The organism is Telluria sp. BA11 (genome assembly GCF_056680305.1).
In genome coordinates, this window is record NZ_CM155275.1 from 3981568 (window position 1) to 3995908 (window position 14341).

The window sequence follows — 14341 nt, forward strand, 5'->3', positions numbered from 1 at the left end:
CGGGCTCCCCCTTAGAACGCCACGCGCAGCGACACGTCCGCCGTGCGCGCCGCGCCCAGGTACGCCATCGTGCTGTTCACGTTGGCGGCGTAGATCCGGTCGGTCAGATTGCGCACGCGCCCGACCAGCGTGACGTCGCGGTTGATCTGGTAGGCCAGGCCCAGGTCGACGAACGTATAGGCCGGCCAGTACAGCGTGTTGGCTACATCCGCATACACCTTGCCGACCCGGCGCACGCCGATGTTCGTCTGCAGCGCCGGCGTGATGGCGTACGACAGCCACAGGTTGGCCACGGTCGCCGGCGTGTTGACCGGCGTCTTCCCGGCCAGCGACACGTTGCCCTGGCGGTAGTTCTGGTATTCGGCATCCACGTAGGTGACATTGCCCTGCAGGCCAATGCGGCGCGTCGGCTGCAGGCCGACAGCCAGTTCGACGCCTTGCGACGTCTGCTCGCCCACGAGCAGGGTCAGCGCGCTGTTATTCGGGTCCTGCGTCGCGATGTTCTTGCGCGTGATGTGGTACGCGGCCAGCGTCGCCGTGCCCTTGCCGTCCCAGAATCCCAGCTTGCTGCCCACTTCGAACTGGCGTCCTGTCGTCAGCTCGCTGTTGGTGCGCACGTCCGCGAACGAGGCGGTCGACAGCACGCCGGACGGTGGATCGGCCGCTGTCGCGTATTGCGCATACAGGTTCATGTCGGGCGTGACGTCCCATATCAGGCCAAGGCGGCCCGTCGTCGGCGTGTAGCTGCGCGCGAAGCTGGCCGGGCTGGCGCTGGTCACCTCGCGGCGGTTGGTCAGGTCGAGTTCAATGCGCTCGTGGCGCAGCGCGGTCACCAGGTTCAGGGCGGGCACCAGCGCAGTGCGGTTCTCGATATACAGGGCCGTTGTCGTGACCTTGTTGTCGCGGTCGGGGCGGAAGCCCGGCCTCATGCCCTGCACCGCGAAGAAGCGTTCGGTGACGAAGTCGTACGGGTCGACTGTACTGACCGTGGCGGGCAGGCTGTTCGGAAAGCGCGTCTGCTTGTTGACGCTGACGTCCAGGCCAAAGGCCCAATCGCTGCGGCGTGCGCCGATGTGGCTCTTGTACACGCCATCAAGGCGATCGCCCACCATGCGCTGGTCGTGGCGCTGGAGCAGGGCGGCCGAGCGGATCACGGCCGTGTTGGACGGGTTGAAGCGGTAGGTCTCGACGTTGCGGTAGTCACGCAGCGCATCGTAGAGGTACAGCGTATTCGTGAACTGCAGCGCATCGCTGACCTGCCACTTGCCGATCGAGCGCAGCCAGTGCACGCGCTGGTCGTAGACGCCGTCGGCACTGTTGTAGTTCTTGAAGCGCGTAGCCTCGAGGATGCGCGTCTGGCCGGCAATCGGATTGGCCAGCGGCGTGCCCCAGTACGGCCGGTCCACGTCTTCCTGCTGGAATTCATAGGCCAGCGTATGCGTCACGCCGCGCCCGAACTGCGAGAGCAGGGACGCCGCGAGCTGGGTCGAGCGGCTGTCGACGCCGTCGATCGGGCTGCCGGTGTCGCGGTGGTTGATGTCGATGCGTGCGTACTGGCCATCGCTCAGTTGGCGGTTCAGGCCGACCGACACTTCTTTCAAGCCATGTGCGCCAAGCCGTGCCTGGGCTTCTGAAAACTCGCGCGTCTCGGCCAGTTTGGTGACGTAGTTGATCGAGCCGCCGACAGCGCCCGAGCCGAACAGAAAGCTCGATGGTCCGCCGATGGCTTCGACCCGGTCGATGATCCAGCTGTCGACGGGGCGCGCGGCGATCGCATACTGGACGTTGATGCCGTTGAACAGCTGGCTGATCGAGCCGCTGCCAAAGCCCCGGTAGCTCACGCCGATATTGCCCGGCGCATTGTGGGCGGTTACGCCGGGGATGGCGCGCAGGATTTCCTGCGTGTCCTGGGCGCCCCGCACGTCGATCAGTGCGCGGTCGACAACGGTGACGGTGGCCGGTGTTTCACGTGCGCTCAAGCCAAGGCGGCTGGCGGTATCGAGTGGCGTGTCGAGGTCGAGCAGGCTGCCGGCGCGCGGTGCATCGGCCGTGATCTCGACGGTGGGGATGGTCTGGGCGTGCACCTGCCACGGGACGACGAAGGTAAAGCCCAGGGCGAGCGCGATCGTGCGCGGCCCGGCGTGAAGACATGGGGTCATTGCATTTCCTGTGCGCGCGACGAACGGCGATGGCGCGTCGCGCATGGTCCGCCGGTGCTGCATGGGGATGCAGCGCCGGAATCAAGGGTGAGGACGGATCAGGAAAGGGATGGGGGCGGCCCGCGCGATTGCGCAGCTGTCCAGGCGAATTGCGGACGTGGCGCCTGATAGAACAGGGGCGGGTAGGGATCGCGCTCGAGGCTTGCCACCAGCAGCGCGCCAGCGTAGGGCGGCGCCATGGCGGCGTGCTGGTGCGAGCAGCACAAGTCACAGTGTGACATGTCGGGCACCGGTGGCGCCGTCGTCTGGCCCGCGTCGTCCACGACCAGGACGTGGCGCGTGCCGCTGGCGCTGCAAATCTCGGACAGATAGGCATTGGGTGGCTGCGCGGTGGCCAGGGCCATCGCATGCGACAGCACGGGCGTGAACAGGCCAAACAGGAACGCCACGAGGACGGTCCAGCCATACAGCGCGCGGGTTGTGCGAAGCCTGTGCATATGAAAATTATAGTCGGGGCAGCGCGCCGCGGCGCACGGGAGGTCAATTTGTCCATCTTGCCGGGCGGCCAGCGACCGGGTCGCGAACGATACCGCGTGCGATTGCTATAATCGCGGCCTACCATTCCCGCTACCCACGACCAACACGATGCCGCGCACCCTTGTCATTTCCCCGAACTGGATCGGCGACGCCGTGATGGCCCAGCCCTTGCTGCGCCGGCTCCGGGAGCGCCATCCCGATCGCCCGATCGATGTGGTCGCGCCCACCTGGGTCGCCCCGGTCTGGCGCGCAATGCGCGAAGTCGATACGGTGATCGAGTCGCCATTCAAGCATGGCGCGTTGCAGTGGAAAGAGCGCAAGGCGTTCGCAAAAATGCTCAAGGCGCGCGGTTACGCCGACTCGTACGTCCTGCCCAACACGCTCAAGTTCGCGCTGATCCCGTGGCTGGCCGGCATCCCGCGCCGCGTAGGCTACAAGGGCGAGATGCGCTATGGCCTGGTCAATGTCATGCACCACGACGACAAGACCGCGCCGCGTCCGATGGCCCAGTTCTACCAGGCGCTGGCCGACGCGCCGGTGCGCGACCTGGCGCGGCCCGAGCGCCTGCCCGAACCGGCGATGACGGTGGCGCCAGCAGAAGCGCAGGCCGCGCTCGCGCGCCTGCAACTGCCGGGCGGCGCGCACGTCGTGTTCGCACCGGGCGCCGAATTCGGCCCGGCCAAGCGCTGGCCGTCCACGTACTTCGCCGAGCTGGCGCAGACGATCCTGGCCCATCGGCCGGATGTACAGATCCTGCTGCTCGGCTCACCGAAAGACCGCGCGGTCTGCGACGAGATCACCGCGATTGTGCCGCAGGCGCATAACCTGGCCGGTTCGACCTCGCTGGCCGAAGCCATCGCGCTGATCTCGCGCGCCACCGCCGTGGTCACGAACGACTCGGGCCTGATGCACATCGGCGCGGCGCTGGGGCGGCCGGTGGTGGCCATTTATGGCCCGACCGATCCGCGCCATACGCCGCCGTTGTCGCAACTGGCGCAGATCCTGTGGCTGCACATCGAATGCTCGCCCTGCCAGCAGCGTGAATGCCCGCTGGGCCACCAGAACTGCATGAAGCAGATCCTGCCGCAGGCTGTCTGGCAGCCCTTGCAATCCATGCTTGCCGCTGCGTGATGCGGGCAAGCCAAACGATTTAACAGAGGACCCCATCATGATTCTGGTTACCGGCGCCGCAGGTTTTATTGGCGCGAACCTCGTACATGCACTGTCAGCGCGCCAGCCGTTCAGCGTGTTCGCCGTCGACAATATGTCGCGGCCCGAAAAATTCCATAACATCGTCGACGCCGAGATCGCGGACTACGCCGACAAGGAAGACTTCCTGGTGCGCCTGAAGGCCGGGGAGTTCGACAACAAGTTCACCGCCGTGCTGCACCAGGGCGCGTGCTCGAACACGATGGAGACCGATGGCCGCTACATGATGAAGAATAACTACGACTACACGGTCGCGTTGTTCGAATTCTGCCAGCGCCAGGACATCCCGTTCATCTACGCATCCTCGGCCGCCGTGTATGGCGCGGGCACCGTGTTTCGCGAAGAGCGGCCGCTCGAGCGCCCACTGAACGTCTACGGTTATTCCAAATTCCTGTTCGACCAGTACCTGCGCCGCTACTGGGCCACCAAGGGCAAGGATGCGGGCAGCCAGGTCGTCGGCCTGCGCTACTTCAACGTCTACGGCCCGCTCGAAGGGCACAAGGGCACGATGGCGTCGGTGCCGTTCCACCAGTACCACCAGTTCCTGAAGGACGGCAAGGTGCGTCTGTTCGGCGCCAACGACGGTTACGAAGCCGGCGCGCAGATGCGCGATTTCGTCTACATCGACGACGTCGTCAAGGTCAACCTGTTCTTCCTGGACCATCCGGAGCAGCGCGGCATCTTCAACCTGGGTACCGGGCGCGCGCAGCCGTTCAACGACCTGGCGGTGGCCACGGCCAACGCGCTTGCCAACGAAGGCAAGCCAGCCTTGACGCTGCAGGAGATCGTCGACCAGGGCCTGCTCGAGTACCTGCCGTTCCCGGACAAATTGAAAGGCAAATACCAGAGCTTCACGCAGGCCGACATCTCGGCACTGCGCGCGGCCGGCTACAACGAACCGTTTACCGACGCGGCCACCGGCGTGGCCAAATACATGGACTGGCTGCGCGCGCAGCCGGTGCGTTAAGGCCGACGTTTACATCACGTATACACCGGGGGGCAAGCTTTATACCCGGTTTTTACGCTTGAATCGCTAACCTGCTCGTGTTCCATGCGACGCCATCGTGCGCCGCCTGGGTTCCAACACAACCACGAGCAGACACCATGAACGCATCGATTCAAGCACGGCGCGCCGCCCTGGCGGCAGCCGCCATGCTGGCCATCAGTGGCGCGGCCCAGGCCCAGGCCACCGACACCTTCGCGCCGGCCGAACCTTCCGCAGCCGCATCCCCCGTCACCTTCAACGCCGCCATCACGTCGGACTACCGCTACCGGGGGATTTCGCAGACGCGCCTGCAACCGGCAGTGCAGGGCGGTCTTGACTACGTCCACGCCGCTGGCTGGTATGTGGGCGCGTGGGCATCGACTGTCAAGTTCGCGAAGGACGCCGGCGGCGACGGCGACGTCGAGATCGATCTGTACGCCGGCAAGCGCGGCGAGATCGCGGTCGGCCTGTCCTCGGGTTTGACGTACGACGTCGGCGTGCTGCGCTACCTGTATCCGGACAATGGCCTGGGCCAGGTCGCCGGCTTCGTCAATGCCAACACCACCGAGGTGTATGCGCAACTGGGTTACGGCCCCGCCTACATCAAGTATTCGCACGCCACCACGAACCTGTTCGGCTTCGTCGACAGCAAGGGGAGCGGCTACCTCGACATCGGCGCCAGTCTCGACGCCGGCCATGGCGTCACGGTGCTGCTGCACGCAGGCCGCCAGCGCGTGGACAACAACCCGGCAGCCGATTACACCGACTGGAAGATCGGCGCCTCGCGCAGCTTTGCGCTGGCCACGGTGGCCGTCGCGTATGTCGGCACCAACGCCAGCAAGAGCGCTTACGCCTCACCAAGAAACGGCAAGTTCACGGGCCGCGACGCGCTGCAGCTGACCCTCAGCCGCACCTTCTGAATCCAACCACCAGAATAACCACCACGCTGAAAGCGAACGTCCATGGATCTCATCTATATCGGCGCGCTCCTCGTCTTCGTCCGCCTGACTTGCCTGCTGGTGAGCGGTTGCGGACTCCTCGGAGGCAAGCAATGAATCTCTCCTACGTGATCGGCGGCCTGGCCGCCTGCGCGCTCCTGGTCTATCTCCTGATCGCCCTGTTCAAACCGGAGGACATGTGATGGCCACCAATGAACTGATGACGCAGTTCCTGCCGCTGCTGGCGCTGTTCCTGGTCGTGCTGCTTGCGCTGGCCTGGCCGCTGGGCGCACTGCTGGCGCGCATCGGCGCCGCCGACATCAAGCCAGGCGCCGTGCCCGGCCTGGGCTGGGTCGGCGGCATCGAGCGCGCGCTGCTGCGCGCTGCGGGTCCCGCCGCCGGCACCGCACAGACCTGGAAAGCCTATGCGCTGGCGCTGATCGCCTTCAATGCCGTCGGCGTGGTGTTTGTCTACGGCTTGCAGCGCCTGCAGGGCTGGCTCCCGCTCAATCCTGAAGGGATGGCGGGTGTGAGTCCCGATTCGAGTTTCAACACCGCCGTCAGCTTCGTCGCCAACACCAACTGGCAAGGCTACAGCGGCGAGCAGACGATGAGCATCCTGACCCAGATGGTCGGCCTGGCCGGCCAGAACTTCTTTTCGGCCGCTACCGGCATCGCCGTCGCGTTCGCGCTGATCCGCGGCTTTGCCGCGCGATCGGCCGGCGCGATCGGCAATTTCTGGGTCGACGTCACGCGCTCGACGCTGTACGTGCTGCTGCCGCTGTCCGTGATCCTGGCCGTATTCCTGGCGGGGCAGGGCGTGGTGCAGAGCATTGGGCCGCATGTCGAAGCGCAGGTGATCGAGCCGGTCGCCTACACGCAGCCGGCCAGCGATGGCCAGGCCGCGGTCGAAACGCGCGCCGACACGCAGGTCATTCCGATGGGCCCCATCGCTTCGCAGGAAGCCATCAAGATGCTGGGCACGAACGGCGGTGGCTACTTCAACGCCAACTCCGCGCACCCGTTTGAAAACCCGACCGCGCTGTCGAACTTCGCGCAGATGGTGGCCATCTTCCTGATCCCTGCCGCGCTGTGCTTCGCGTTCGGCCGCATGGTGGGCGATCCCCGCCAGGGCTGGGCCGTGCTGGGCACGATGACGCTGATCTTCGTGATCGCGGCCATCGGGGCTTTCTCCGCCGAGCAGCAGGCCAATCCGCTGCTCACGCCACTGGGCATCGACCAGGCGGCAAGCAGCCTGCAGTCGGGCGGCAATATGGAAGGCAAGGAGACCCGTTTCGGCATCGCCGCATCGAGCCTGTTCGCGGTCGTGACCACGGCCGCATCGTGCGGCGCAGTCAACGCCATGCACGATTCGTTCATGCCGCTGGGCGGGATGGTGCCGATGGTGATGATGCAGTTCGGTGAAGTGATCTTCGGTGGCGTGGGCTCGGGCCTGTACGGCATGCTGGTGTTCGCGATCCTGACGGTGTTCATCGCCGGCCTGATGATTGGCCGCACGCCGGAATACCTGGGCAAGAAGATCGGCGCGTTCGAGATGAAGATGGTCGCTGTCGTCATTCTGGTCACGCCATGCCTGGTCTTGCTGGGCACCGCGCTGGCCGTTACCACGGGCGCTGGTGCAGCCGGCGTGGCCAATCCGGGCGCGCACGGCTTCTCTGAAATCCTGTATGCGCTCACGTCCGCCGCCAACAACAACGGCAGCGCGCTTGCGGGTTTGTCGGCCAATACGCCGTTCTACAACACCCTGCTGGCCGTGGCGATGTGGTTCGGTCGCTTCGGCGTGATCGTGCCGGTGCTGGCCATTGCCGGCTCCCTGGCGAGCCGCCAGCGCCTGCCCGCCACGCCCGGTACCTTGCCCACCCATGGCCTGATGTTCGTCGCCATGCTGGCCGCGATCGTCGTGCTGGTCGGTGTCCTCAACTACGTTCCGGCGCTGGCGCTGGGTCCCGTGGTCGAACACCTGCAATTGTTCGGAGAATGACAATGGATCAATCGATGATCAACCCAACTGAAGCAACCCCGGTCCAGGCGCCGCGCAAGTCGCTGAATCTGTTCGACGGCGCGCTGGTCTGGCCGGCGATGCTCGACGCGCTCAAGAAGCTCCATCCGCGCACGCAGCTGCGCAGCCCCGTGATGTTCGTCGTCTACGTCGGCAGCATCATCACCACGCTGCTGTGGTTCCAGGCGCTGGCCGGGCATGGCGAAACAAGCGCCGGCTTCATCCTGGCCACCGCCGTCTGGCTGTGGTTCACGGTGCTGTTCGCGAACTTCGCCGAAGCACTGGCCGAAGGCCGCAGCAAGGCGCAGGCAGCATCGCTGCGCAATCTGCGCCAGACCGTGACGGCAAAGAAGCTCGAGGCGCCCAAGCACGGCGAGCCATGGCAGGCCTGCCCGTCGGGCGATCTGCGCAAGGGCATGTTCTTCCTGGCCGAAGCGGGCGACGTGATTCCCGTGGACGGCGAAGTGGTCGACGGCGTGGCCTCGGTCGACGAAAGCGCCATCACCGGCGAATCGGCGCCCGTGATCCGCGAATCGGGCGGCGACTTCGGCTCGGTCACCGGCGGCACCCGCGTGCTGTCGGACTGGCTGGTGGTGCAGGTGAGCGCCAATCCCGGCGAGACGTTCCTTGACCGGATGATCGGCATGGTCGAAGGCGCCTCACGCAAGAAGACCCCGAACGAGATCGCGCTGACGATCCTGCTCGTGGCGCTGACGATCGTGTTTCTGGTCGTGACGGTGACGCTGCTGCCGTTCTCGCTGTTTGCGGTGCAGGCTTCCGGCAGCGGCTCGCCGGTGACGCTCACCGCACTGGTGGCGCTGCTGGTATGCCTGATCCCGACGACGATCGGTGGCCTGCTGTCGGCCATCGGCGTTGCCGGCATGAGCCGCATGTTGCAGGCCAACGTGATCGCCACGTCGGGCCGCGCAGTGGAAGCTGCTGGCGACGTCGACGTGCTCCTGCTTGACAAGACCGGCACCATCACGTTTGGTAACCGCCAGGCCGCCGCGTTCCTGCCGGCGCCCGGGGTGACCGAAGAAGAACTGGCCGACGTGGCGCAACTGGCGTCGCTGGCCGACGAAACGCCGGAAGGCCGCAGCATCGTGGTGCTGGCCAAGAACCGCTTCAATCTGCGCGAACGGGCGATGGAGTCGCTCGGCGCGGTGTTCGTGCCGTTCACGGCCCAGACGCGCATGAGTGGGGTTGACCTGGGTGAGCGGCAGTTGCGCAAGGGCGCCGCCTCGGCGCTGCGCCGTCACATGGAATCGCTCGGTGCGGTCTGGCCGGGCGACGTGGAACGCAGCGTCGACGAAGCGTCGCGCCGTGGCAGCACGCCGCTCGTGGTGGCCGACGGCAGCCGCGTGATGGGTGTCGTTGAACTCAAGGACGTCGTCAAGGGCGGCATCCGCGAGCGCTTCGCCGAACTGCGCCGCATGGGCGTCAAGACCGTGATGGTCACCGGCGACAACAAGCTCACGGCGGCGGCGATTGCGGCCGAAGCGGGGGTCGATGACTTCATCGCCGAAGCCACGCCGGAAGAAAAGCTCGCGCTGATCCGCAGGTACCAGAGCGAAGGCAAGCTGGTAGCGATGACGGGCGACGGCACCAACGATGCACCGGCGCTGGCCCAGGCCGACGTCGCCGTGGCGATGAACTCGGGCACGCAGGCGGCCAAGGAGGCCGGCAATATGGTCGACCTGGATTCGAATCCGACCAAGCTGCTGGAGATCGTCGAAATCGGCAAGCAGATGCTGATGACGCGTGGCGCGCTGACGACGTTCTCGATCTCGAACGACATCGCCAAGTATTTTGCGATCGTGCCGGCCATGTTCGTCGCCACCTATCCCGAGCTGAAGGCGCTGGACGTGATGGGGTTGACCAGCCCATCGTCGGCCATCATGTCGGCCGTGATCTTCAATGCCCTGATCATCGTGGTCCTGATCCCGCTGGCGCTGCGCGGCGTGCGTTATCGCGCCATCGGTGCGGCGGCCCTGCTGCGCCGGAACATGCTGATCTACGGCCTTGGCGGTCTGCTGCTGCCGTTCGCCGGCATCAAGCTGATCGACATGGCGCTCACTGCGCTCAATCTGACCTAGGAGTTTTCATGCAATCGATTCTTCGCCCCGCACTCGTGCTGTTCGCGGTGCTCACGCTGATCTGCGGCGTGTTGTATCCACTGGCCGTGACCGGGATCGCCCAGGCGGCGTTTCCCGTGCAGGCCAATGGCAGCCTGATCGAACGGGATGGCAAAACCGTCGGCTCGGCGCTGATCGGCCAGTCATTCACTGCGCCGGGCTACTTCTGGGGCCGGCCGTCGGCCACCGGCCCGATGGCGAATAATGGCGGTGGCTCGGGCGGCTCGAACCAGGGGCCGCTCAATCCAGCCTTGGAAGAAGCGGTCAAGGGCCGCGTCGCTGTGCTGCGCGCACTCGACCCGTCCAACACAGCGCCCGTGCCAGTCGACCTGGTGACGGCATCGGCCAGCGGTCTCGATCCCGAGATCAGCGTGGCGGGCGCGCAGTACCAGGCGGCGCGGGTGGCGCGTGCGCGCGCGATGCCGGTCGAACGGGTCGGCGCGCTGATCGAACGGCACACCGAGCTGCCATTACCGGGCCTGCCAGGCGCGCCGCGCGTGAATGTGCTGGCGCTGAACCTGGCGCTGGACCAGGCTGCCGGCGTGGTCAGCGGCCCCGAAAGCGGTCATACTTGCTAGATGATGCCGCACGACGACCAGCGACCCGACCCCGACGCACTGCTTGCGCAACTGCGCGAGCAGGACCGGCGCGCCGCGAGAGGGCGCCTGCGCATCTATTTTGGCGCTTCGGCCGGCGTGGGCAAGACCTACGCCATGCTGCAAGAGGCGCGCAAGCTGCAGCGCGATGGCGCCGCGCCGCTGGTGGGCGTCATCGAAACCCACGGGCGCACCGAGACGGCGCGCCTGCTCGACGGGCTCGAACTGCTGCCACGGCGGCGCATCGACTACCGCGGCAAGACGCTCGACGAATTCGATCTCGACGCCGCGCTGGCGCGTGCGCCCGGCGTCATCCTGGTCGACGAACTGGCGCATTCGAACGCGCCCGGTTCGCGCCATCCCAAGCGCTGGCAGGACGTCGAAGAACTGCTGGCGGCCGGCATCGACGTGCTCACGACCGTCAACGTGCAGCACCTGGAAAGCCTGAACGATGTGGTGGGCGGCATCGCCGGTATCCGCGTGGCCGAGACGGTGCCCGATCGGGTGTTCGACAGCGCCGATGAAATCGTGATGGTCGACCTGACGGCCGATGCGCTGCTGGCGCGGCTGAAAGAGGGCAAGGTGTATCAGCCGCAGCAGGCCGAGCGCGCGGCCGGTAATTTCTTCAAAAAGGGCAACCTGATCGCGCTGCGCGAACTGGCGCTGCGCCGCACGGCCGACCGCGTCGAAGGCGACGTGCGCGCCTGGCGCGAAGCGCAATCGATCGACGCGATCTGGAAGACCGGCGCCGGCCTGCTGGTGTGCCTCGGGCCGGGCACGCACGCCGAACACGTCGTGCGCAGCAGTGCGCGCATGGCGTCGCAACTGGGTACGGGCTGGCATGCGGTGTATGTCGAAACGGCCCGCCTGGGCAAGCTGCCCGAGGCAGCGCGGGTGCGTATCATGGACACGCTCAAGCTTGCGCAGAGCCTGGGCGCCACCACTGCGGTGCTGTCGGGGGAGGACATCGCGGCCAGCACGCTCGATTACGCGCGCGACCATAACCTGTCGCGCATCGCGCTGGGCCGGGATGGCTCGCGCTGGCCGTGGCGCCGGCGAACCGCGCGCCGGCTTGCGCGGCTCGCGCCGGGCGTGGACCTGATCGAGATCGGGCAGCCGGCGGTGCCGCCTGCTGCGGTCAGCGGCGCGGTGGCAGCCGCGGTTGCGGCTGCGCCGCCTCAGTCATTGCTGCCGCATGCGTGGGCTGTCGGCGCCAGCCTGCTGACAGCGCTGGTGGCGACGCCGCTGCGGCCGTGGCTCGATCTGGCCAATATCGTCATGCTGTTCCTGCTTGTGGTGCTGCTCGTGGCCATGCGTTTCGGGCGCGCGCCATCGGTCACCGCCACCTGCGTCGGCGTGGCCAGTTTCGATTTCTTCTTCGTGCCGCCGCGTTTCGATTTCGCGGTGAGTGACGTGCAGTACCTGATCACGTTCGCCGTGATGCTGGCCGTCGGCCTGATTACCGGGCACCTGACGGCTGGCCTGCGCTTCCAGGCGCGCGTGGCGGCGCAGCGCGAGCGGCGCGTGCGCGCGCTGTACGAATTCGCGCGTGAGTTGTCCGGTGCGCTGGCGGCGTCGCAGGTGTTTGAGTCGAGCCGCGCCGTGATCCAGAATGCGTTCGGCGCGCGCGCCACGCTGCTGGTGCCCGATGCCGACGGGCGGCTCGGTATGCCGGCGGCGGACGATGGCGCTGCGGCGAATCCGGCGCCCGGTAACGTCGACCTGGGCATCGCCCAGTGGGCGTATGACCACGCGCAGCCGGCGGGCCTGGGCACGGACACGCTGCCGGCGTGCCCCTTGTTTTACCTGCCGCTGGTGGCGCCGATGCGCACGCGCGGCGTGCTGGCGATCGAGCCGGAAGGCGGGCGCTGGGTCCTGATTCCCGAGCAGCGGCGCCAGCTCGACGCCTTGGCGGCGCTGGCGGCGATCGCGCTCGAGCGCGTGCATTACGTCGAAGTGGCGCAGGCCGCATTGGTGAACATGGAATCGGAGCGGCTGCGCAATTCGCTGCTGGCAGCGCTGTCGCACGATCTGCGCACGCCGCTCACGGCGCTGGTAGGCTTGTCCGAATCGCTGCTGCGCGGCGAGCCGGCGCTGCCGGCCAATTCGCTGGCGATGGCGCAGGCGCTGCACGATGAAGCGGTGCGCATGGGGACCCTGGTGGCGAACCTGCTGGACATGGCGCGTATCGAAAGCGGGGAAGTGCGCTTCAACCTGGAATGGCAGGCGCTCGAAGAAGTCATCGGCAGCGCACTGCGCGCCTGTGGCGCGGCGCTGCGCCGGCACACGGTGACAGTGCGCCTGCCGCCCGATATGCCGCTGGTGCGGTTCGACGCCGTGCTGATCGAACGGGTGCTGTGCAACCTCGTTGAAAATGCCGCAAAATACACGCCGCCCGGTTCGCGCATCGAGATTGCAGCGCTGGCACGCGGCGACTGGATCGACGTCACGGTGAGCGACGACGGGCCTGGCCTGCGCGCCGGCAGCGAAGAAGCGATCTTCGAAAAATTCACCCGCGGCGAGCGCGAATCGGCGCTGCCCGGCGTGGGCCTGGGCCTGGCAATCTGCCGCGCGATCATCGGTGCACATGGCGGCATGATCCGCGCCTGCACATCAACCCTGGGCGGCGCCGGCTTCGTGTTCTCGCTGCCGGCCGGCAGCCCCCCTGAACTGGACTTGCTGTCGATGGAGACAAACGATGCTTGACGCGCCATGCGCACTGCTGGTCGAGGACGAGCCGCAGATCCGCCGCTTCGTGCGCGCCGCACTCGAACAGGAAGGCTGGCAGGTGCACGAATCGGTGAGCATGGCGCGCGGCCTGATCGACGCCGGCACGCGCCGCCCCGACCTGATCGTGCTCGACCTCGGCCTGCCGGACGGCGACGGCATCGACTTCATCCACGACGTGCGCAAGTGGTCAGCGGTGCCGATCATCGTGCTGTCGGCGCGCGTGGCCGAGGGCGAGAAAATCCGCGCCCTCGACGCCGGCGCCGACGACTACCTGACCAAACCGTTCGGCACCGGCGAACTCCTCGCCCGCGTGCGCGCCACGCTGCGCCGCCAGCGCCAACCCGCCGCCGGCGGCGACAGCAAAACGCACTTCAGCGACGTCTCAGTGGACCTGCAAGACCGTGTAGTCACGCGAAACGGCGAACACGTCCACTTAACGCCTACCGAATACCGCCTGCTCGCCGTCCTGGTCAGCAACGCCGGCCGCGTGATGACGGCCCCCCAACTGCTGCGCGCCGTCTGGGGCCCCGGCCACGCCGAAAGCGGCCACTACCTGCGCATCTACATGGGCCACCTGCGCCACAAACTCGAACCAGACCCCGCCCAACCCCGCCACCTCCTCACCGAAACCGGCGTCGGCTACCGCCTCTGGCTCGGCTAAAAATCCCGCAATCAATATTAAATAAATTAGGGTCAGAGTAGAATTAAAAAGCAATTTTTGAAGTTGCCAGTCAATTCGACTCTGACCCTAATTAATTTGCAACGCTTTCCCAAAATCTAAATTAGGGTCAGAGTCGAATTGTTTGACAACTTTCGGTAATTGCCCAATAAATCTACTCTGACCCTAATTGATTATTCCCTTTGGGCACCAATTATCTTGCGATGTTGAATCTAAGGCGAGAAAGAAAGATCCGCGCATAATTTAGATGCGCAGCGAATTCGATTCAGTGAATCCAGGAATAAAACTATCGAAAAGAGGAGATCAATTGCTCAATAATTCGACTCTGACCCTAATTAATTTGCAAGAGTTTC

11 protein-coding genes are annotated in these 14341 nt (G+C 66.1%); 9 read left to right on the forward strand and 2 right to left on the reverse strand.

The features are described 5' to 3' along the window. Nucleotides 1-11: 11 nt before the first annotated feature. Together AC1MGT_RS17515 and AC1MGT_RS17520 are read right to left on the reverse strand one after the other, a co-directional pair. Complete coding sequence (locus AC1MGT_RS17515; RefSeq protein WP_499501267.1) at nucleotides 12-2159, reverse strand: TonB-dependent receptor; 2148 nt, start codon at nucleotides 2157-2159, stop codon at nucleotides 12-14. A gap of 98 nt (nucleotides 2160-2257) precedes the next feature. Then, on the reverse strand, nucleotides 2258-2656 hold the full coding sequence (locus AC1MGT_RS17520; RefSeq protein WP_499501269.1) for a DUF2946 domain-containing protein: 399 nt from the start codon (nucleotides 2654-2656) through the stop codon (nucleotides 2258-2260). 148 nt (nucleotides 2657-2804) lie between these two features. Between AC1MGT_RS17520 and waaF the strand changes: the two genes are divergently transcribed. The 9 genes from waaF (at nucleotide 2805) to kdpE (ending at nucleotide 13970) form a co-directional block, all read left to right on the forward strand. Next, on the forward strand, nucleotides 2805-3827 hold the full coding sequence (gene waaF / locus AC1MGT_RS17525; protein ID WP_499501271.1) for a lipopolysaccharide heptosyltransferase II: 1023 nt from the start codon (nucleotides 2805-2807) through the stop codon (nucleotides 3825-3827). A 34-nt stretch (nucleotides 3828-3861) separates the two neighbouring features. Beyond that, on the forward strand, nucleotides 3862-4872 hold the full coding sequence (rfaD, locus tag AC1MGT_RS17530) for an ADP-glyceromanno-heptose 6-epimerase (protein WP_332530429.1): 1011 nt from the start codon (nucleotides 3862-3864) through the stop codon (nucleotides 4870-4872). A 137-nt stretch (nucleotides 4873-5009) separates the two neighbouring features. Then, the gene (locus AC1MGT_RS17535; RefSeq protein ID WP_499501273.1) at nucleotides 5010-5810 is read left to right on the forward strand and encodes a TorF family putative porin; all 801 of its coding nucleotides are present in this window, start codon (nucleotides 5010-5012) and stop codon (nucleotides 5808-5810) included. Between the two features lie 131 nt (nucleotides 5811-5941). Then, complete coding sequence (locus tag AC1MGT_RS17540; protein WP_332530337.1) at nucleotides 5942-6031, forward strand: potassium-transporting ATPase subunit F; 90 nt, start codon at nucleotides 5942-5944, stop codon at nucleotides 6029-6031. Then, nucleotides 6031-7830 (forward strand): potassium-transporting ATPase subunit KdpA, encoded by a 1800-nt coding sequence (kdpA, locus tag AC1MGT_RS17545; protein WP_499501275.1) that lies wholly within the window; start codon nucleotides 6031-6033, stop codon nucleotides 7828-7830. Before AC1MGT_RS17540 ends, kdpA begins: the two co-directional genes overlap by 1 nt. A 14-nt stretch (nucleotides 7831-7844) precedes the next feature. Next, nucleotides 7845-9944 (forward strand): potassium-transporting ATPase subunit KdpB, encoded by a 2100-nt coding sequence (gene kdpB, locus AC1MGT_RS17550; RefSeq protein ID WP_499501277.1) that lies wholly within the window; start codon nucleotides 7845-7847, stop codon nucleotides 9942-9944. 8 nt (nucleotides 9945-9952) lie between these two features. Further along, nucleotides 9953-10561 (forward strand): potassium-transporting ATPase subunit KdpC, encoded by a 609-nt coding sequence (gene kdpC, locus AC1MGT_RS17555; RefSeq protein ID WP_499501279.1) that lies wholly within the window; start codon nucleotides 9953-9955, stop codon nucleotides 10559-10561. Beyond that, nucleotides 10562-13285: a two-component system sensor histidine kinase KdpD gene (gene kdpD, locus AC1MGT_RS17560; protein ID WP_499501281.1), complete on the forward strand. Its 2724-nt coding sequence runs from the start codon at nucleotides 10562-10564 to the stop codon at nucleotides 13283-13285. It abuts the gene before it with no gap. After that, a complete protein-coding gene (gene kdpE, locus AC1MGT_RS17565; protein WP_499501283.1) occupies nucleotides 13278-13970 on the forward strand; it encodes a two-component system response regulator KdpE in 693 nt (230 codons plus the stop codon). The genes kdpD and kdpE overlap by 8 nt, the downstream gene beginning before the upstream one ends. Nucleotides 13971-14341 lie beyond the last annotated feature (371 nt).